At 61.9% G+C, this 19,904-nt stretch carries 17 protein-coding genes; 2 read left to right on the top strand and 15 right to left on the bottom strand.

All coding sequences use genetic code 11. The features are described 5' to 3' along the window. Positions 1-70: 70 nt before the first annotated feature. The 14 genes from AC1RP7_RS26880 to AC1RP7_RS26815 form a co-directional block, all read right to left on the bottom strand. The gene (locus tag AC1RP7_RS26880; RefSeq protein WP_493183259.1) at positions 71-1,990 is read right to left on the bottom strand and encodes a hypothetical protein; all 1,920 of its coding nucleotides are present in this window, start codon (positions 1,988-1,990) and stop codon (positions 71-73) included. After that, positions 1,987-3,291, bottom strand: coding sequence for a lipopolysaccharide biosynthesis protein (locus AC1RP7_RS26875; protein WP_090456403.1), 1,305 nt, complete (start codon positions 3,289-3,291; stop codon positions 1,987-1,989). Before AC1RP7_RS26875 ends, AC1RP7_RS26880 begins: the two co-directional genes overlap by 4 nt. After that, entirely contained in the window at positions 3,288-4,286 is a 999-nt protein-coding gene (locus tag AC1RP7_RS26870; protein ID WP_493183262.1) for a polysaccharide deacetylase family protein, read from the bottom strand. Before AC1RP7_RS26870 ends, AC1RP7_RS26875 begins: the two co-directional genes overlap by 4 nt. A 12-nt stretch (positions 4,287-4,298) precedes the next feature. Next, a complete protein-coding gene (locus AC1RP7_RS26865) occupies positions 4,299-5,435 on the bottom strand; it encodes a glycosyltransferase (RefSeq protein WP_493183263.1) in 1,137 nt (378 codons plus the stop codon). After that, positions 5,428-6,396 (bottom strand): glycosyltransferase, encoded by a 969-nt coding sequence (locus AC1RP7_RS26860; protein WP_218496397.1) that lies wholly within the window; start codon positions 6,394-6,396, stop codon positions 5,428-5,430. The genes AC1RP7_RS26865 and AC1RP7_RS26860 overlap by 8 nt, the downstream gene beginning before the upstream one ends. Beyond that, the gene (locus AC1RP7_RS26855; protein WP_493183264.1) at positions 6,393-7,760 is read right to left on the bottom strand and encodes an O-antigen ligase family protein; all 1,368 of its coding nucleotides are present in this window, start codon (positions 7,758-7,760) and stop codon (positions 6,393-6,395) included. The genes AC1RP7_RS26860 and AC1RP7_RS26855 overlap by 4 nt, the downstream gene beginning before the upstream one ends. Then, positions 7,757-8,851, bottom strand: coding sequence for a glycosyltransferase family 4 protein (locus AC1RP7_RS26850; RefSeq protein WP_493183265.1), 1,095 nt, complete (start codon positions 8,849-8,851; stop codon positions 7,757-7,759). Before AC1RP7_RS26850 ends, AC1RP7_RS26855 begins: the two co-directional genes overlap by 4 nt. Further along, complete coding sequence (locus AC1RP7_RS26845; RefSeq protein ID WP_349736949.1) at positions 8,848-10,440, bottom strand: GumC family protein; 1,593 nt, start codon at positions 10,438-10,440, stop codon at positions 8,848-8,850. The genes AC1RP7_RS26850 and AC1RP7_RS26845 overlap by 4 nt, the downstream gene beginning before the upstream one ends. Positions 10,441-10,454: 14 nt before the next feature. Beyond that, positions 10,455-11,486 (bottom strand): polysaccharide biosynthesis/export family protein, encoded by a 1,032-nt coding sequence (locus tag AC1RP7_RS26840; protein ID WP_090456394.1) that lies wholly within the window; start codon positions 11,484-11,486, stop codon positions 10,455-10,457. 31 nt (positions 11,487-11,517) lie between these two features. Beyond that, entirely contained in the window at positions 11,518-12,165 is a 648-nt protein-coding gene (locus AC1RP7_RS26835; RefSeq protein ID WP_090456392.1) for a CpsD/CapB family tyrosine-protein kinase, read from the bottom strand. Further along, on the bottom strand, positions 12,166-12,912 hold the full coding sequence (locus AC1RP7_RS26830; protein ID WP_340313806.1) for a sugar transferase: 747 nt from the start codon (positions 12,910-12,912) through the stop codon (positions 12,166-12,168). 44 nt (positions 12,913-12,956) lie between these two features. Then, complete coding sequence (locus AC1RP7_RS26825; RefSeq protein WP_349736948.1) at positions 12,957-13,961, bottom strand: NAD-dependent epimerase; 1,005 nt, start codon at positions 13,959-13,961, stop codon at positions 12,957-12,959. After that, positions 13,958-15,310 (bottom strand): UDP-glucose dehydrogenase family protein, encoded by a 1,353-nt coding sequence (locus tag AC1RP7_RS26820; protein ID WP_218496409.1) that lies wholly within the window; start codon positions 15,308-15,310, stop codon positions 13,958-13,960. The genes AC1RP7_RS26825 and AC1RP7_RS26820 overlap by 4 nt, the downstream gene beginning before the upstream one ends. Positions 15,311-15,779: 469 nt before the next feature. Further along, entirely contained in the window at positions 15,780-16,820 is a 1,041-nt protein-coding gene (locus AC1RP7_RS26815) for an AraC family transcriptional regulator (protein WP_218496411.1), read from the bottom strand. A 71-nt stretch (positions 16,821-16,891) separates the two neighbouring features. Between AC1RP7_RS26815 and AC1RP7_RS26810 the strand changes: the two genes are divergently transcribed. Next, positions 16,892-17,806, top strand: coding sequence for a LysR family transcriptional regulator (locus AC1RP7_RS26810; protein WP_159389695.1), 915 nt, complete (start codon positions 16,892-16,894; stop codon positions 17,804-17,806). Positions 17,807-17,923: 117 nt separating this feature from the next. Here AC1RP7_RS26810 and AC1RP7_RS26805 read toward each other — a convergent pair whose 3' ends face one another. Then, positions 17,924-18,841 carry a LysR family transcriptional regulator gene (locus AC1RP7_RS26805; protein ID WP_218496523.1) on the bottom strand — a complete coding sequence of 306 codons (918 nt, stop codon included), beginning with the start codon at positions 18,839-18,841 and terminating at the stop codon, positions 17,924-17,926. A gap of 97 nt (positions 18,842-18,938) precedes the next feature. Between AC1RP7_RS26805 and AC1RP7_RS26800 the strand changes: the two genes are divergently transcribed. Further along, positions 18,939-19,778 carry an AraC family transcriptional regulator gene (locus tag AC1RP7_RS26800; RefSeq protein ID WP_090456379.1) on the top strand — a complete coding sequence of 280 codons (840 nt, stop codon included), beginning with the start codon at positions 18,939-18,941 and terminating at the stop codon, positions 19,776-19,778. Positions 19,779-19,904 lie beyond the last annotated feature (126 nt).

The following is a 19,904-nucleotide window of genomic DNA, read 5'->3' as shown; positions in this document are numbered from 1 at the left end:
ACGGTGTTGGCCGTGAGTGGCGTGACTCAATGCGCGACGAATCGTCCACGCGGTAAAAAATCAATGGCGTTCATGAGGTGCTCCAGCTGAGGGAAAACAGGGTTTCTCCTGGTAAATCGAAGCTGATGCGACCGTCCAGACATTTGAAGGATGCGTCGCGACTGCGGTTGTCGGCGCCGAAATAGCGCAATGATCCATGGGGCAATGGACATTGCGCGCCAGCCAGGCTCACACGCTGCAAGCGTGAGCCTTTATTGACGCCCAGCAGGTTGCGTTGGTGCCCGGCAGACATGGCCAGCACGTCAACCTCGAAGGCGTCGTTCTCCAGGCGCATGACATCGCGTAGCCAATGCTGGCGGATAAATTGCTGCGCCAGGCCCACGGGCTTGAGCTCGAACTCATCCTTGCCGAGCACGCGCAACATACCCTTGGGATACTCAGGTTCGTCGGCAGCCTGGAACCAGCCGAGCATGTCGAGCAAGCCGTCCTGGGAAGCATTGATGATGACCGAGGCCCACCATAACGAGGCGTAGTGGGTTTCCTGATCGTAAGGGCTGAGGCTGGCCCCGCTGGACATGTTTGTCTGGTCCAGCAACAAGGCTTTGCGCGGTCGTCCCTGGTCGTCGAACCCCACCAGCTCTGCCGCTTTGCGTACGCTATCGCGGTAGACACGGGTCGCCAGCAGGTCGCGGACCATCCATTCGTGCCAGGCCAGCGCATCGATCTTGTCGCCGGACTCGGCCAGCAGGCGTCGGGCCCAGTCGATGCCGCGCTTGTCGGCGGCATTGTCGACGAACGGGCCATTGACGAACCGGGAGCTGGCCGGCATGGCGATGCGTACGCCGGCTTTGGCGTTGTCCGGGTTGCTGCGCACTTGCCAGGCCATGCTGTTGAAGATGCGCTTGTAGCTGGCGTAGTCCGGGTAGTTGAGGTTCGGTTCGTCGGCAAAACCGATGTAGTGTGTGCCCTTGCCGCCGAGTGCGCGTGTGGCGGCGAGCCAGGCGTCGAGGCCGGCGTTGCTGGTGGTGTCGGCGCGCAGGTAGGCAAGGCGCTGTCTGCCGGCCAGCAGGGTGATGTCCTGAGTGATGCCCAAGCGATCCTGATACAGCCGGCGGAACACGTCTTCGTAATGCGGCCGCGTCGCCATGATGTCGACCAGGCTGTAATAGGTTCCGGCCTGTGGTTGCAGGGCATCGAGCACGGCGAAACCGGAATCCGGCAGTTGCGCATAGGGCAGGGCGATACCCAGGTTCGGGGTCTTGCCGAGCACGTCGTTGTGCAGCGTCAGCCGGGTCTGGCCTTCGTCTTCGCGCAAGGGCTTGAGCTGTTGCGGGTTCTGGGCGAACAGGTTGGCCGTGCCATCGAGCCAGAATGCGACCTTGCCACTACCGCGCAGGTGCAGGCGCCAGACTTGATCGGTAGTTGCAACGGGCAACTCGACTTTGTCGAACTGCCAATAGACGGGGTACGGCTTTAGAGAAAGTGAAAGTTGTTGGCCGTCACTCACGCGCTGCGCTTGCAACGCGCCGACGCCGCCGTGGAATTTACCGGCCAGCACCGCGTGCTCACCAGCCGCGACCTTGAAATACAACTCGTCACCGTCCCGGGGCTCGGCGCTGAAATGCACCTTGGCCGGGGCGAACAGTGCGACGGTGTGGTCGTCGTGCTCAACCGTATAACGGCGGAAGCTGTAGCCAGGAATTTCCAGTCGATAACTGGCGGCGTCCGGCGCCAGGTTCCAGCGTTGACTACCGCGGGGCTCATTGGCGGCAATCAGTCGTTCGCCCTGGAGTTTGCCCTGTCCGTCGAGCAAGTAGAGGTGTTCTTCGTTGGCTTCAGCCTGCCACACCGGGGTCCAGAGCACGGTCAGGGTGTCGGGGCGGTCCGTTTGCAGGTACAGGCTGCCGTCGCGGATATCGGCCCAACGCATGGGCGCAGCTTCGGCGCTCAGCCCGAGTCCAAGACTCACCAGCAATAACAGATGTTTCATGCCGATTTCCGTTGCAGCATCAGCAGCATCGGCGCGATGTCGCCGGGCAGGACGATGAGCGTTTGCCAGACCGGCACGTGGCTCAACCGGCAATACACCACCAACAGCGCCAGGGTCACGGCCAGGTACGCGATAGAGGACGCCGCTGCTGCGCCGACGATGCCGTAGGTCGGGATCAGCAGCACATTGAGCGCCAGGTTGAGCAGGGCGCTGAGGCCCATCAACAACGAAATCGTGCCGGGCCGGTTTTTGCCCAGCAGGTCCAGGCGCAGAATGCTCGCATAGCACAGGCCCAACAGGCCTGGCAGCAGCGCCAGCAACGCCGGGTATGCAGGCTGGTAGGCCTCGCCAAACAGCGTCACGATCAACCATTCACCCACCACAGCCATGCTCAGGCAAGCGCCGATCATCACCGTAGCGGTCAAGCGCAAGGCCAGTGGCGTGACTTTTTCGATGCCTTCTTCCTGTTGCAGCAGGCGCTTCATCAGCGGCGTGGTCACTGCTTCCGGAACGATCAGCAGCAACTCGGCGGCGGCGCTGGCCATGGCGTAGTGACCCAGTGCCGTGGTGCCGAGCAGGGCGCCGATGATCAGGAAGTCGGAGCGCAGGATCATTTGCTGGAACAGCAGGTCCGGATGGCTGCGGGCGCTGTAGCGCAGCAATTCGTTTTGACTGGCGCGGTCCCATTGCAGGCTCAACGGATGCTCACGCTTGAGCCAGACCCAACCGGCCAGCACCACCAGGCTGATCCCCGTCAGCCAACTGATCAACGCCGCTTCCAGGGCCGCGCTTTTCCACATCCAGAACAGGGCAAGGAACATCAGCAGCGGCGCCAGCGACTCGATCAGGCGCAAGGCATTGAAGGCGACCACGCCGCCCGAGGCGTTGTGCAGGGTCAGCAAACCGCTTTTGAGCACGGTCAGCGGCACCGCCAGCAGCAACAGCCAGGCGAGCAGGCCCAATTGCGTAGTGATCTCCAGTTCACTGCCGAACTCGCGGGTCAGCGCCACCACCGCCAAGGTCAGCAACGCCGCCAGCAGACAACCGAACAGCAGCACCTGGCTGAGCAGCAAGCCCATCGGTCGTTGCTTGGCCGCCTGATAGCCTACCGCTGAATTCAAGCCACCGCTGGTGGCCGCGCTGATCAGGTCGGGCAGGGCGCTGAGCAAGGCAAACAACCCCCGTTCGCTGGGGCCGAGAATTCGCGCCAGCAACACGTTGCGCAGCAAGCGCAGGGCGATCATCGCCAGTTTGGTGCCCATGCTCAGGGCCAGGTGCTTGAGGTAGTTGTTGCCGCTCATGGGCGTGCACCACGGTAGATGCGCCAGGACAGCAACCCGGGATTGCGTGCGGTACGCTGGCTGACGCCGAAGCGTGGCAGGGCCAGTGGATCTTCGGCCCCTCGATAAATGCCGGTCCCGGTACCCAGGGCAAACGGGAAGTCATGCCTGGCCACCTGTTGGCGCACCCGCGCATCGTTGTCACCATTGGGGTAGCAGTAAACCGGCAATGGCTGGTTGCAGCCGTGGAGCAGCGCCTGGCGACTGCGGCTCAGCTCTTCATCCAGGCGTTGATCGTCGAGACCGGTGAGGATGGCATGGCTGGCACCGTGGGGGCCGAAGCGTACCAGGCCGGATGCTTCCAGGTGGCGCACTTGCTGCCAGTCCAGCGCCTGGGGCAACGACTCGTGCGGGCAGTCGTCGGTCAGGCGATTGAGGTCCAGCGGCGACAGGGTTTTCAGGCTCTGCAAAAAGTTCAGCAACGCCAGGCTGCGGCGTTGCCGATCCGGGTCATCGCACCGTGTCGGCAACGGGCGCCCCAGGTTCTGCAAGCGTTCGATCAGTTTCTGCCGTGCCTGTTCGCCATGACTGTTCCACAGGGTTTCGCCGATGCTTTCCCACCAGAACCGCTGGCGGCTACCGATGAAGTCGGTGGACAGAAAGATGCTCGCCGGCACCTGGTGTTTTTGCAGCAGCGGGAAGGCATTCAGCGCGTTGTCGCGCCAGCCGTCGTCGAAGGTCAGCGCCACTTTCGGTCGCTCCGAGCGCGCACCCGGTTGCAGAATGTCCATCAGCGGCACGCAGTCGAAGTGTTTTTTCAACCACACCAGCAAATGTTCAAACGCTTTTGGCCCGACGCACAGTTCATTGCGGTGGGGCAGTTCGGCGGCCTGGTCGCTGGCCAGCACCCGGTGCAACATCAGGATCACACCGGCGCCGTGCAGTTGCTTGCGCCCCACCGGGGAGTTGAGGTACAGCCAGCCACTGGTGCGTTTCAACAGTTGTTTGATCGCCACGGCACGCGCCTCTCATCGATTTTGCTCGGGGTTCCATTGGGCGTAACGCTGACCGCGCAGGAACTGCCACAGGCCGATGCTCATCCCGGCAAGGGTCACCAGGAGGAACGCGGCCAGGCGAAAGGGTTTGGGCAAGCGGTGTTGCGAATCCAGCAGGCCGGCAATGGCCATCGTGTAACCGAGCAGTTGTGCGATCAGGCTCAGGCGATAAAAGCCGTGATCCTCCCACAGCCAGAAATTGCTCAGCAGCAACGGCAACAACAGGATCGGCGCCAGCCGCCGGATCAGCTTGTGGCTGATCAAGGCAATCGCATACAGGCCGTGGGTCAGCGGGTTCAGCAACTCCCGGCGCTGGGCCAGGCTTTGCAGGCCACCCACCGTGACCCGCTGACGGCGACGGAATTGCTTGTCGGCTTCGTCCACACCCTGGTCGATTACCCGGGCCTGGGGCACGTAGACAATCCGCTTGAACGCGACCGGCGCGCAGGTGCTGATAAAAAAATCGTCGTTGACCTCCGCCGGCACGTTCTGGAACAACTCGCGGCGCAAGGCGAGCAATGCGCCGTCGGCGGAGACCATGCAGCCGGTGCGATTTTCCACGTAGCGCAGCCAACCTTCATAGTGCCGATACAGGCTGTCGCCAACGCTCAACCCCTTTCCTGGCACCGGGATCACCATGTGCCCGGCGCAGCCACCGACCTGCGGGTCGTTGAGCGGCGCAAGCAAATGGCCGAGGGTGTCGGTGGACCACTGGTTATCGGCGTCGGTGAACACCAGGATCGCGCCGCTGCTGATCGCGACCCCGGCATTGAGCGTCGCCGCCTTGCCCTGGCGGGGCAGATCGAGCACGGTGATGCGCGGGTCCTCGACCCGGTGCGCGCAGGCCACGGTGTCATCGGTCGAGCCGTCACTGGCGAGGATGATTTGCAGTGAGCGGGCCTGATAATCCTGGGCCAGCACGGTGCGCAGTTTTTCTTCGATATGCCGCGCTTCGTTGTGCGCGGCAATCACGATGCTCACGTCCATCGGTTGTGCCGGTCCTTGGTGCGGTGCGGGGTAAAACGGTGCCAGCAACGTCAATAACAGGGGATAACCGAGGTAGGCGTAAACCGGTAGCAACAGGCACAACCAGAAAATGAATTCAGCCACGGGCGGGCCTCCTGGCATTCCAATGACAAAGGCTGAGGATGAGCCCGGCGCCCGCCAGGTGCAGGCGTACCCAGTGCAGGCCCCAGAGTTGCAGGGTCAGGAGCGTGTCGCGGTGCCTGGCGCTCTGACGCAGGCTCAGTGCCAGGGCGGGCAGGACGGTCAGCAGCAGCATCAGCAGCGAATGATGGGGGAACCCGTCGAACAGGGCGGAAATGGCCATGAAATCGATCAACCAGGCGGCAATCGACAGCAACGGAAAGCGCAGCAAGCGCAGGCTCGGGCCATGGGTGCGCAGAAGTTGCAGATGACTGCCCTGACGCCACAATTCCTTGCCCATCCATTCCCGCCAACTGCTTTCGTAACCCCAATGCAGCGCCACGCTTTGGTTGACCGCGACTAGTTTCGCGCCCGCGTCGACCAGGCGCATGGTCAGTTCCTTGTCCTCGCCGGTGCGCAGTTGTTCATTGAAACCACCGACCTTGTCGAACCAGCGACGGCGCATCAGCAGGTTGCAAGTGGGCAGCCATTGCGCGACATGCAGTGGCTGCGTATCGGGACGCAAGGTGCGGCGCTGCCAGGCGTCGGCGTACCACGGCGCTTCGGCCGGGGTGTGCAGGTCAAGGCCGATGACATCGGCCTGGCCGCCGGACTCGAGGTCGAACAACAGCTTGAGCCAGTTCTCGGGCATCTCGACGTCGGCATCGATAAAGGCCAGCCATTCGCCGCTGGTGATCGCCGCTCCGCGATTGCGCAATGCACCGATGAGCAGGCCGGGCAGGACCAGCACCTGGGCGCCGAACTGTCGGGCAATGTCCGGGCCCTGGTCATCGGAGCCGTTGTCGACCACGATCAACTCGCATTCGACGTTGGCCGCCTCGGCGGCATGTCGTGCCGCTTGCAGGGTCCGGGCGATGTGCCGGGCCTCGTTGTACATCGGGATGATGATGCTGATGCGGTTCATGCCCTGACCTCCGTCGGCGGGGGTTCTTCGGCTTTAGTGCGCAGCACGCTGGTCAACGCGAGCATGATCCACAGGTACTTGTGATTCGGTGCGCTGAGGAACATCAGGAACAACGTCAACGACAGAAGGCTCATACTCAGGTGGGTCATCAGATCAGCCTGATGCCCAGTTCCTCGCAATAGCCAGGCGCGGCGGGCGCGGATCAGGTTGTACAAACCCAGGGCGAGCATGCCGACGAACATCAGGCCGGCGGGAATCCCCAGTTCACTGAAGATCTCCAGGTAGGTGTTGTGGGCGCGACGGTACAGGTCATCGGTCTTGCCGGTCATGGCAAAGGTCTTGGCATAACCGGTGGTAGCGTAGTGCAGCGGGAACGTGCCGGGGCCGGTGCCAAGCAAGGGGTTCTCGGCGATCATGGCGCTGCCGACCACAATGTAGGAGGCACGACGGCCCAGTGACGGGTCCTGACTCTTGGCCCCGGAGCTGAGGATGCTCAGCGACTGGATGCGCTCCACGTAACCGGCCGGCATCGCATAGAGCCCCAGCGCAATCACAATCGCCAGGCCGAGCATGGCAAAGCCCAGGTGGCGTGGACGAATATGTGGCAGCTGCGCGCGGTAGTGCCACGCGCCGATCAACAGGCTGAGGAGCAACACCACCAGCCCCGAACGGGATTCGGTCTTGGTCATGCCGCCCAGCAGCAAGAGGGTACAGCCCCCCCAGAACAACCGGTGCAACCGGTTCGGGCTGCGGACCACCAGCAACAGCGCCATGGGTACGGCGAAGGCGATCATCAGGGCAAAGTCGTTCGGGTCATTGAGCATCCCGGACGCACGGCCGTCGTCCTGGTATTTGGCAGAGAACATCGCCATGGCGCAGGTCGCCGAGACACTGATGGCAACCAGTTTGGCGAACATGTCGAGGTTCAACTCACGCCCGACCAGCAGGGTGATGACAAACAGAATCAGGCCGACGCTCAATTCGCGCAGGTGGCCCAGGGAGAAGCCCATGTCGTCGGTGTTCAACAGGCTCAGCAGGTACAGCACCATGAACCCGACCAGGAAATGCCAGATATTGCTGCGCAGGCGCTCGCTCGGCAGTTGGTGAGTCGCCAGTTGCAGCATCAGGATCAGCGCCAGCGAAGCCCCGAGGAATTTGGAGCCCGACAGTGAGCTGTCCTTGAACAGACCTTCGAAAGGCAGGATGGCGACAATGCCCAACAGGCCCCAGGCCGGCTTGCGGTACAGCACCGCGACACCCACCAGGCCCAGTACCGCTCCCGGCGCCAGATACGGATAAGGGCTGGCCAGCAAACCGAGGCAGACCAGGCCGAGCAAACTGACGATCGAGAGCGGAACAATCACGGGTGTGCCTCTCGTGCAGTCCGGATGTAAAGCTGCGACCAGCGTTCGGCCAGGACCTTGAGGTCGTAGCGATCCCGTTGCGTACGTTTTGCGTTGTCGATCAACTCCCCGGCCAGGGCCGGGTCACCCAGTAGCGTGCCGATCTGGCGGGCGAGGGCGGTACTGTCGGTGGGCGCGGCCAGCAGGCCGTTGTGGCGGTCCTGCAAGACATCGGGAATCCCGCCGACGCCGAAGGCCACCACCGGCACTCCGGCCTGCATCGCTTCGAGCAGAATCATGGGCGTGCCTTCGGTGCGCGAGCTGATCACCAACGCATCGAGTTGCCGCCACCAGGCGCCCATGTCGGTCTGGTAGCCCGCCAGTGTGATGCGCGCCTGCAAGCCTGCCTCGTCGATCCGCGTCTGCAGGCTTTCGCGCTCCGGCCCTTCGCCGAGCATCACCGCGTCCAGTTGCGGGTACTGCTGACACAACGGGATCAGCGCATCGAGAAACAGGTCAGGGCCTTTTTCGCTACTCAGGCGCCCGACGTAACCAGCCAGCCAGCGTTGACGCTCGCCACTGTGCGGCAGCAAGTCGTGGGTCGCCGGCAGGCCATTGGGGATCACCTGCAGTTTGTCCGTGCGCACATTGGCCTGACGGTGCAGCGCGGCAATGCTTTCGGCGACACACACCACCCGGTTCACCGAGGCCGTGCGGCACAGTTGCAGGCTCAGCCAGGTGTAGAACTTCTGCTTGCGACTGCGCGGGGTGAAGCCGTGCTGGGTGATCACCAGTGGCAGGCGCAACAGCGTAGCGCCGATCCAGCCGAACAACAGACCCTTGAAGTTGTGCGTATTGATCAGTGGCCGCTGGTTCCGTCGCTGGCGCAAATGCCCCAGCAACGCGACCAGGCCTGCACAGCCGAGGCAATCGACACCGGCCTCGCGAAATCGCGCGATCAGTTCTGGCGGCGCATCGAGAAACAGCACCTGGTGCTGCCCCGGTGTCGCCAGGCAATGATCCAGCAGCATCCGCTCGGCCCCATAGAAGCCGCCGCTGCCGAGCAAATGAATGATCGGCAGGTCGTGGGTGGTGCCGAGCGGCGCGTTCAATTGCGCACCCAATGTACGAGGGCCGGTACGCTCCAGCTCTTGTGCGGATTGTTTGGCAGGGTGCTTTGATCATTGATCACCAGCAGCACCGGCAAGCCCAGTTCATGGGTGATTTGCGCAGGGTGCTTGAAGCGGTGGTCGAAGAACTCACGCACATAGACCAGGGCAATCGCCAGCAGCAAACCGGTGAACACTCCGAACGGAATGATCAGCATCGGCTTGGGGAACGCCGCTTCGGTCGGTTCGAACGGCGGGCTGAGTACCCGTGCGTTGGACAGGTCGTTGTCCAGTGCGCGCGCGGTGCTGCTTTCGGCGAAGCGCTGGGCATAGGTGGCGAACGCTTTGTGCAGCGCGTTGATTTCGGTGTCCATCTGCCGCAGCTTGCTCCGGGTTTCCTGCAACTGGTGGATACGATTCTTGAACTCGGCAATGCGCGCGGTTTTCTGCTCGATGACCGAGCTGATCGTCGCCAGGTCGCTGGTGCGCTCCTGAATCCGGTTGCTGACAATCTTCAGGAATTGCCCACGGGCCCGGATGATTTGCTCGCGGGTCATTTGCATCGGCTCACTGCCGGGCTGAAAGACCGCCAGGTCGTCCATATAGCGGCTGACCAGGGTCGTCAGTTGCTCACCCAGTTGCTTGATCTCGCGGTCTTCGAAAGCGACGCTGTCGACCGTGGTGGTGAAGGTGTAGGGGAAGGTGTAGTCGGTGAATCTGGCGTTGTTGGCGGTCGCCAGGCTGGTTTTCAGGTAATCGAGCCAGCGCTGGCTTTGCAGCAGTCGGTCCTGATACAGGTTGAGCGCCTGCTCCTCGGTGTTGATCGCGTTGAGGCGGAACGTGATTTCTTCCTTGGGGTCGGACGAACCGATGCTTTCGAGCAAGGCCAGGCGATTGGCTTCCAGGCCATCGAGACGCACCTGGTACTGCAACTTCTTGGTTTCGTAGAAGCTCTGCGGCAAGTCGATCGATTGCATTTCCTGGCGGCTGACCAGGTAGTTCTGCAGCAGGGCGGTGACGAACCGGGTGCCCTGGGCCGGGTCAGGGAAGCGGTAGACGATCGAGATCACGTTGGAGCCCGGCAAGGTTTCCACCTTCAGGGCAGAGGACGCTTGCTGCGTGAGGGCATCGAGCACGGTGTCGCGTACCGGATCGGTCTGCAGTCCGAGCAGGTTGCGAACCGGGTTGGTCACGTGTTCGCGAACGGGATTGGTGACAAACCGTTTGAACGGCTGCACCAGCAGTTTGTTGAAGGCGCTCACGGGTAGCGTGTACTCACCCTTTTCGCGCAACTCGCTGATGGTCTGGCGGATCAAGGCCGGCGAACGCAGGATGTTGCTCTCGGTCTCCATGTCCGCCAGCGACGGTGGAATGAAGGAAGCGTTTTCCTGATTGAGGGTGCTGGTGGCATCTCCCTGGGAGATTTTCTTGGACTGCACGATCACCTGGGCAGTTATATCGAAACTCTGCTTGAGCAACAGCGGCAAGACCACGGCGATCACGGCAAAGACCAGGAAAACTCGCTTCACCAGCTGCTTGTTGGCGAAGAAGATCCTGAAGAACTCATGCAGGTAGTTTTCCTTTGGATTCATTGGCCACCTGAGAGTTAGTTGCTGTTGTCGTCTTTGTTGTCGACGCGGTAGCTGAAGCTGAGGCCCATGCCCTGGAACAACACGACGTCCGCCAGTTGCCGCGCGAGCTCACCGGCGCTGGCCAGTTTGGTCTTGGGCACGTACAGCATGTCGTCCGCTTGCAGGTAGGCGATCTGGGTGGCGTCGCCGGACAAGGCTTTTTCCACGTCGTAACGATGCGCGACCACCTGGTTGCCGTTGCGCCGCATGATCATCACCGAGTCCAGGCGTGCCTTGACGTTGGAACCGCGGGCCAAGGTCAGGGCTTCGAGCACCGACACCGGGCGGCGGATCGGGTAGGAGCCCGGCTGGCCGACTTCACCCAGTACATAGATTTCGTTGCCGGCGGTGGACTTGAGCAGCACGTCCACGGTCATGCGCCCCGGCAGGGTGGCGTAGCGTTTATTGAGGTAGGCCTCCAGCTGGTTGATGGTCATGCCTTGCAGCGGTACGGCACCGATTTCCGGGAAGCTGGCGTAGCCGTCGGTACCCACGGTGATTTCCCGACTCATGCCGGTGCCGGGGTGGTTGAGCACGGACTTGAGGTTCCACTCATTGGCCAGCGGGCTCACTACCATCACTGACAGCTGATTGCGGTTGGGCTGGAACAGCTGTTTGCGATCGTAGGCGCGCTGAATCGCGTCCCGTGCTTCATCGCGGGTCAGGCCCTCGATTTTCACCGTGGTGTGAGCCCCCGGCAGTTCGATGGTGCCATCGGGCAGCACCAACTGGTTGCCGTTGAACTGGCTGGCGGCGGTGAAGTTCAGCGCGATCGTGTCCCCGGACTGCACGCGATAGGCGGCCGAGCCACTGGTGCTGATGTGGAAGATCACGTCCAGCACATCCTGTGGGCGCAGGGTCTGCTCGACCTTGGGCACGTCAGTGGCCTGGGCGTTCGCCGGTGGGGCCGTGAGGATTTGCACCGGCATGCCTTGGGATTCGTCGGAGGAAGTGCTGGAGCAACCTGCAAGGGGCAGCAAAAGCAGGACAAGCATCTTGGCGTTCATGGCGTTCATGGCGTCATCCTTGTCTGACTGCTCACAGGTTTCTGTACAGCCATTCGGGCATGTAGTACTTGCGTCGGTTGAACACGCTGCCGACCAGCTTCGCTCCCGCCTGGCTCAAGCGCTGGGCCGCGGCCTGGGCCACCTCCCAGCGGGTGTCTTCCGAGCGCACGACCAGGACCACGCCGTCCACCTGGGTGCTGATGACCAGGGTGTCGGAGGCCGAATACACCGCGTCGCCGTCGATCACCACGAAGCGGTACCGGATGCCGAGTTGATCGAGCAGCGGGCTCAGGCGCTCGGGTGTCAGGTGTTCGTTGCCACGGGAGTAGCGGCCGAATGGCAGAACGTGAAAGGGCAGGCTGGAGACGTCCACCACGCAGTCCTGCAACAAGGGCGGGCTCTGGGTGTTGAACAACAAGTCGCGAAACCCCCGTTCCTTGCTCAGCCCCAACTGTTGCGTGAGGTTGGTCGCCGACTGGCTGGCATCCACCAGCAGCACCAGGCCGCTGCTCATCTTCGCCAGTTGACTGGCCAGCGCCAGGGCACTGGTGGTGGTGCCTGCGCCGGGGTTGGCGGCGGTCAAAAAAAGGATCCGCAGGTTCTGGTCGAGCACGGTCGATGTCAGATTGGACTCGCTCGGGCTGGCAATGCTGAGGCTTTTAGCCGTTGAGCCGTCCATTTAACTCGCTCCCTGTCCGCTGAAAACTTTTAAAGGGGTTTTCAACAGAATCCTCAAATCAAGCAGCGGGCTCTGCTGGGAGATGTAGGTGAGATCCAACTCAACGCGCTGGTCGAAATCGATATTGCTGCGCCCGGAGATTTGCCACAGGCCGGTCATGCCGGGGTAGATGCTCAGGCGCACAAGGTGTTTGTTCTTGTAGCGGTAGGCATTGAACGAAGTCGGCCTGGGACCTACCAGGCGCATGTCGCCGGTCACCACGTTGAACAGGTTCGGCAGCTCATCGAGACTGGTGCGCCGCAGGAAGCCGCCGATACCGGTGATGCGCGGGTCCTTGTCGATCTTGAAATCGATGGCGTCGGTGCCGTGCTTGTTCAAGTGCCGCAGGGACTCCTTGAGTTCCTCGGCGTTGGTGACCATGGTGCGGAATTTGTACATGCCGAACATGCGGCCGCGGTAACCGGTGCGTTTTTGCACGAACATCACCGGCCCCGGGCTGGTGAGTTTGATGGCCAGCGCCAGCCCCAGCAGCACCGGGGAAATCAGCACCAGGATCAGCAGCGCGCCGAAGCAGGCCAGGACGCGGTTGGTGCGCGACAGGGTCCATGGCCGGCCACCTTCGCGACCGGTTATCCAGCCACAACCCTGCATGTGGATCGCGGCATCCATGCGCATGCGCTGTTCGGGGTCCAGGCGCTTTTCTCTACGCAAATTGCCAAGTGGCACACTTTTTTCGTGTTCAGACATAAATTCTCCGCAGAGTTCAGCCGTGTGCGGTATGGGGGACGCAGTCAGTAGTAAGAGCGGAACCAGGCAACGAAGCGCCTCAGTCCCTCGTCCAGTTCGATACGCGGTTGGAAATCGGTAGCGCGGGCCAGCTCACTGGCATCGGCGCAGGTGTTGAGGACATCGCCGGGTTGCAGGGGCAGCAGTTCGATCCGGACTTTTTGCCCCATGTGTTTTTCCAGCAATGCCAGATAGTCCTTGAGCTCTACCGGGTGCTGGCCGCCGATGTTGAAAATCCGCCAGGGTGCCATGCTCGTGGCCGGGTCTGGCTGTTCGCGGTCCCATTGAGCGTTGGCTTGCGGTGGGCGGTCGATCAGGCGTGTGATGCTCTCGATAATGTCGTCGATGTAGGTGAAGTCCCGCTGGTGCTTGCCGTAGTTGAACAGCTTCAGTGGCCGTTCTTCGGCGATGGCCCGGGCGAACTGGATCGGCGACATGTCAGGCCGTCCCCAGGGGCCGTACACCGTGAAGAAGCGCAGCCCGGTGCAGGGAATACCGAACAGGTGGCTGTAGCTGTGGGCCATCAATTCGTTGGACTTCTTGGTCGCGGCGTACAGCGACAGCGGATGATCCACACCATCGTGCACCGAGTACGGTGTGTGCTGGTTGGCGCCATACACCGAACTGGACGAAGCGTAGATCAAGTGTTTGACCGGGTGGTTGCGGCAGCTTTCGAGGATGTTCAGGAACCCGCTCAAGTTGCTGTCCAGGTAGGCCCGGGGATTTTCCAGGGAATAACGCACCCCGGCCTGGGCCGCGAGGTGGATCACGATCTCCGGTTTTTCCCTGGCAAACAGTGCCTCGATGGCCGGTGTATCGGCCAGGTCAACCATTGAGAGCGGGAAAGGGCGTGCCTGCTCCTGCACCCAACGCACGCGATCGTGCTTGAGTTGCGGATCGTAGTAGCTGTTGAAGTTGTCGAGGCCGAATACCTGGTGTCCATCGCGCAACAGTCGCAGCACGCAATGGGCACCAATGAAGCCGGCTGCTCCGGTGACGAGAATCTTCATGGACGGACGGCCTCGGGCGTGATGCGGCGCAAGCCGATGCCACTGTAATGCAGGCCGGCGGCCGCCACCTGTTCCGGGCTGTACAGGTTGCGTCCGTCCACGATCACCCGTTTTCGCAGTTTGCTCGCCAGCCTGTCGAAGTCGACCACGCGGAAGTTCTTCCACTCGGTGCAGATCACCAGGGCATCGGCGTCTTCGAGTGTGTCATCGCGGGTGGCGCACAGATGCAGGTCGTCGCGGTAGCCGTAAATACGCCGGCATTCGGACATGGCTTCCGGGTCGTAGGCTTGCACGCTCGCACCTTCGGCCCAGAGCGCCTCCATCAGATTGCGGCTCGGTGCTTCGCGCATGTCATCGGTGTTGGGTTTGAACGCCAGGCCCCACACGGCGATGGACTTGCCGGCCAGTCCACCGGGAAATTGCGCCTTGAGTTTGCTGAACAGGATATGCCGCTGGTGGTCGTTGACGTCGGTCACGCTACGCAGCAACTTCAGGGACATTCCGGCGCGTTCGGCGGTGTGCAGCAGAGCGCGCAGGTCCTTGGGGAAGCAGGAACCGCCGAAGCCGCAACCGGGGTAGATGAAGTGGTAACCGATGCGCGGGTCCGAACCGATGCCTTTGCGCACGGCTTCGATATCTGCTCCCAGTAACTCGGTGAGGTTGGCCAGTTCGTTCATGAAACTGATGCGCGTGGCCAGCATCGCGTTCGCTGCGTACTTGGTCAACTCGGCGCTGCGGTTGTCCATGAACATCAATTTGTCGTGGTTGCGGCAGAACGGCGCGTAGAGCTCGCTCATCTGGCTGCGGGCTTCATCGTCAGCGGTGCCGACGATGATCCGGTCCGGGCGCATGCAATCGGCCAGGGCACTGCCTTCCTTGAGAAACTCCGGGTTGGACACCACCCGTATCTTCAGCGAGCCTTTGCCGCTGCGCTGCAACTCTTCAATGGCAGTGGCACTGACCTGGTCCGCCGTGCCTACCGGCACCGTGGATTTGATGATCAGGGTGCGGTCGGCCTTCATGAAACTGGCAATCTGCCGGGCCACGTTCAGCACATGGCTGAGGTCGGCCGAACCGTCTTCGTCGGCGGGCGTACCAACGGCGATGAAGATCAGCTCGGCGTGCTCTACCGCATCGCTGGCCTGGGTGGTGAAGAGCAGGCGACCGGCCTTGATGTTTTCTTCAAGGGTGCCGCAAAGCCCCGGCTCACTGATCGGTGGCACGGCCTGTTGCAGTTGTCGGATCTTGTTCGGATCGATGTCGACACACAGGACGCGATGTCCGACATCGGCCAATGCAGCTGCTTGTATCAGGCCAACATAGCCCGTACCAAATACGCTCACGTCCATATCAGCGTGCCTCGTAAAACGGTGGAGAGTTGCAAAACAAAACTGTCAAAAGGGGGTATAGACCAGCCTCGGCAAACCGTGTCGGCAAACCGGTAGGTTAAAGGGGCAAGACGCCCCCAAATGTGGGGCTATTGCCATCACTATTGGGTTTCACCACTCCCGATTTTGACTGTTTGGCGAAAATCCCAAGAAAGCAACAACCTGCCGCAAGCCTTGAAATACAAGGGTTGTAGCTGCTTGTGGGTGTCAGGTTTGAGCCGCCGGTTTAATGACGACTGTTCACAGCGTCTGACAGTTCTTACGCACAGATGGCGCAATGCGAATGTTAAAAAATGTCCAACAATCTATTGATCAAGTGCCTGTCGAGTCATAGCAAATTCAATGATGCTGTCTTTGTCAGCCAGCCGCCTGTGAGCGGCTACGGGCGTTCATTCAATGGGCCGCCTAGGGTTCGCACGCGTGTGGTTTTTTATCGACCTTGCCGGGTTCGCCAGGCACCCGGCGCGCACCCCAGCCACCGCAGGCAGGCACGATTGAAGCTTTGCACATCGCTGTAGCCCAGGCGGTCGGAAATCTCCACCAGCTCCAGGTCCGTTCCCTGCAAAAAGTCTTCGGCCCGGTAGCGACGGTATTCGTCGAGCAACTCTGAAAAACTCCAGCCCAACGCCTTCAAGCGTCGGGCGGCGGTGCGCTCGAGCACGTGCTGGGTGGTACAGAATTGCTGCCAGTTGGCTTCGGCGAGGTTGCCGATCAAATGGTCGCAGACTTGCTCCAGCAAGGTCGGTTCGCTGTTGCGTCGGGTCTGCTCCAACAGCTCGATCAGCGTGTGTTCCAGTTCATGATTGCCCGGCGTCAACGGGATGACGAACAGCTGTGGATCGAGGCGGATCGAGTGCTGCGCCTGCCCCCATTGCACCGGTGCGCGAAAGGCTTGTTGATGTTCCTGCGCATTGGTCGTGCAAGCGCCGACCAGCCCGACGCCCAGAACCGGATCACGCTCCAGGCCGCTGGCGAGGAATTTGCGCCGCAACATGCTGCACAGGCTGATGAGAATGTAATCGGCGGTGGCCGCGCTGGTTTTCACACTGCCGCAATCGAGCAGGTGCAATTGGACGCTGTCGTCGCCGCGCACGATCCGCGCCTGGAAGTGCCCGTTGAAAAACGGAAAGAAACGCACGAAATACTGGCAGGCGCTGTCCAGTGAGTCAGCCACGTCGAACAGGTACGTCAGGCCATTGGTAGCGGTGGAAACGAAACGCCGGCCAGCCGCCAGGCCGATCAGCGGGTCGCCGGTCTGCTCCAGGGCAAACGCCCAGAAGCGCCGCGACATGAACAGCGGAATGCGCATGAACGGCGTGCGCAACTCGAACAGGCTGCGACGAAACAGGCCTTCGATACTGTCCCGGTCCACGCCACGGGCCAGCAACTCTTCGATGGCCGGCAGCAGAGTCGGCGCATAGAACGCATTGGGTATCGATTGATCGCGCAGTGGCTGATCGCTTTTTGTCATGTAGGGCTCACAGCTTGTTCCGCAACACTGGTTAGGCTGCCCGACGTTAAGCGATTTGCCGGAGCAAGACCATGCTTGATTTACGCCAGCTCGATTTGAACCTGTTGCTTGCCTTCGATGCGATTTATCAGCAGCGCAGCGTCACCCGTGCGGCCGAGGTGATGTGCCTGTCGCAACCGGCCATGAGCAATGCGTTGCGTCGCCTGCGCGAGTTGTGCGGCGACCCGCTGTTCATCAAGAGTCGCCTGGGGGTGACGCCGACACTGGTCGCCCATCGTCTGGCCGACTACGTGCGTGCAGCGCTGGAGTCATTGCGCGATGGCTTGCGCATGATTCCCGCCGCGCGGCAGAACAATCCACTGCTGCGCGTCAGTTGTCTGGATTGCCTGCAACCGGTGTTGCTCGATGCCTTGCTCGAGTCGCCCCACGCCGATTGGCAGGTGCGTTATTTCCAGCCCCGGCGCCGCGACGCCTTGCAGGACCTGGCCAGCGGCAAGCTGGATATCCTGATCGACCTCGACCAGCCTCTGGCCGGGCTTGCCGGCCTGCACAAACAGGCACTGCCCGCTGACCATTACGTGTTCGCCTATGGCGCCGCGCTCAAGGAGCCGCCGCGCACCCTGCAGGAGTATCTGGAGCAGCCGCAGATCCAGGTGTCGAGCCGCCGCGACGGGCTCAGCCCGGTGGACTTGCAGCTTGGCTTGAAAGGCCTGCGCCGGAATGTGGCGATGAGCACCCAAAGCACCCTGGCCGCGAAGCTGATCGCCGATCGCCAGCCGTTCGGCATCAGCCTGCCAAGCCGGGTCGCCAACGTGCTGGGCCTGCAACACGTGCCGCTGCCCCTGGACGAACCCGTGGAATTGAAACTGGCGCTGTACATCGAGTCGCGCTATCGCTTCGAGCGCAGCCGCGAGGAGGCGATGCACTGCCTGCTGCGCGCCCTCGGTGAGCCCCGGGCCTTGCAGTCGCTGGCGCGGCGTGCGTGATCTACCCCTGTAGGAGCGAGCTTGCTCGCGATGGAGTGTCATTCACCGCTGTGTCGACTGATACACCATCGCAAGCAAGCTCGCTCCTACAGGGATTTGTGTGTGTTTCAGATGCGCCTAGTTCGACGCCAGCAAACGTTGGTCGACCGTCAGCACAGCATCGACCATCGCCAGCGCGGCCGGTGTCAGGGAATGCCCGGCACGGCTGACGATGCCGTAATGCAATTGCAGGCCGGGATCCTCCTTGGGCACGTCGGTAAACTCCAGCAGCCGGATCAGGCCCTGGTCCACCAGTTCGGCCAAGGCCTCCATGGTGGCTATACCCACCGCATCGGAGCGCATCACCACGCGGCGGATCGCATCGAATTGCGCGCACTCCACGCTCGGGTTGAAGTCCGCCTCGCCCTGCACGTCGGCGAGGATCTTGCGGATCATCGGCGGTATTCGCGTGCCGACCACCGCGTAGTCGAGCAGGGCGCGCAGGGACAGGTTCTGCTGCTGCACCAAGGGATGTCCGACACGGCAAAAGAACCGCCCACGTCGAGGGCGCAACAGCTGAACCTGGTATTGCGGGTCGCCAGTGAAGTACCGCGCGTCGGCCACGAGGAATTCGATCTGCTGTTCGCGAAGCCAGACCGCCAGTTGCTCCCAGTCGCCCTGGTGGAAGCTGATGCGGATCGCCGGGTGAGCCTGGATGAATTCCGCCAGCGCCTCGGGCACCAGTACCTGGGCCGGGTACGGGCCGCAGCCGAAGTGCAACTCGCCACCGGTCAGGCCGTTGTATTGCGTCAGTTCGTTTTGCAGGGCCTGGCTGCCGGCGAGCAGGCGCCGGGCATGTTGCAGTACCAGTTCACCCTGGCCAGTCAGACGGAATTCGCGGCTGCTGCGTTCTACCAGCGCGCAGTCGAGGTCGCGCTCCAGGGTCTGGATGCTGCGACTGAAGGCGGGTTGGCTGAGGTTGATCGCCTCGGCGGCACGGCCGAAGTTGCGGTAATCGGCCAGGGCGACAAGGTGGCGGAGTTGTCGTAGGTCCATCATGCGTCTCCTGCATTTGTCGGATACTTTTAATGCATTGGATCGATATCACAGGGGCTGGCATAAGTACACGCCTGTCTTCTCGCCGTAACCTGCCATGACCAGCCAACCGTTCATTTCCAGCGCCTTCACCCGTACCATTCTCAGCCATGCCCGGCAGTCCGGACTGTGCCAGGACCAACTGCTGCAACGAGCCGGCATCTGCCAGTCGTTGCTCGAAGGGCAGGACCTGCACGTGCCCGCGCACCTGGTCGAACGCCTGTGGAATGAATGCGAACGTGCGGGCGCCGGGGTGTCGTTTGGCTGCGAACTGGTCAATGGCATGGCGACTACCACGTTACGGGGTTTGAACATTCTGCTGGACTCCGCCGCGACCCTTCGCGCGAGCCTGGCGTGTTTCACTGATTTCCTGCCGCGGGTGACCAACTACGTAGTGGCGGAACTGGAGGAGGGTGACGGGCAGGCTCGCTTGCATTTGCGCAGTGTTGACCAGCCGCCGCATTTTTTTGGTCTCGATGCGGCGACCCTGACGTTGGTGCGCAACATCGCCCGACGTTTGGGGCGCGCGCCGGCCGAGGTGTTCGTCGCGGTCCACTTGACGCCGCAACAGGCTGCCGGGCAGTGGTTGCGTAGCATGGGTGTCGAGGTGCTGGAGGGTTCACATCCGTGTCTGAGCCTGCCAGCGGCCAGTCTCGATGAGCCTTTGCTGGGGGCCAATGGGTTTTTGCATCAGAGTATGTTGCGGCACTGGCAGACCGCTGCGGCGCAACACACCCGTAGCGATAGCCTGGAGTTGGCGCGGCACTGGTTGACGGCGGGGGATCAGCCGATTGAGCGGATTGCCGAGCGGTTGGGGTATCGGCAGCCGAGCAATTTCATTCGGGCGTTTCGTAAGCAGTTCGGGATTACGCCTAAGCAGTTTCGTCTTGGTTTGTAGGTTGATGGGGTCGGTGTACATATCCGTTGCTGCGGTAACGGCGGCTTATGGTTTCGCCCTTACGGCGAGTCCCTTTTGTCAAACGACACAAAAGGAACCAAAAAGTCTCGCCCCTTACGTACGGCC

The organism is Pseudomonas sp. GW822-FHT01E03 (assembly GCF_058802985.1).
The sequence above is the reverse complement of the archived record's forward strand: the minus strand, read 5'-3'. Positions and strand labels throughout refer to the sequence as shown.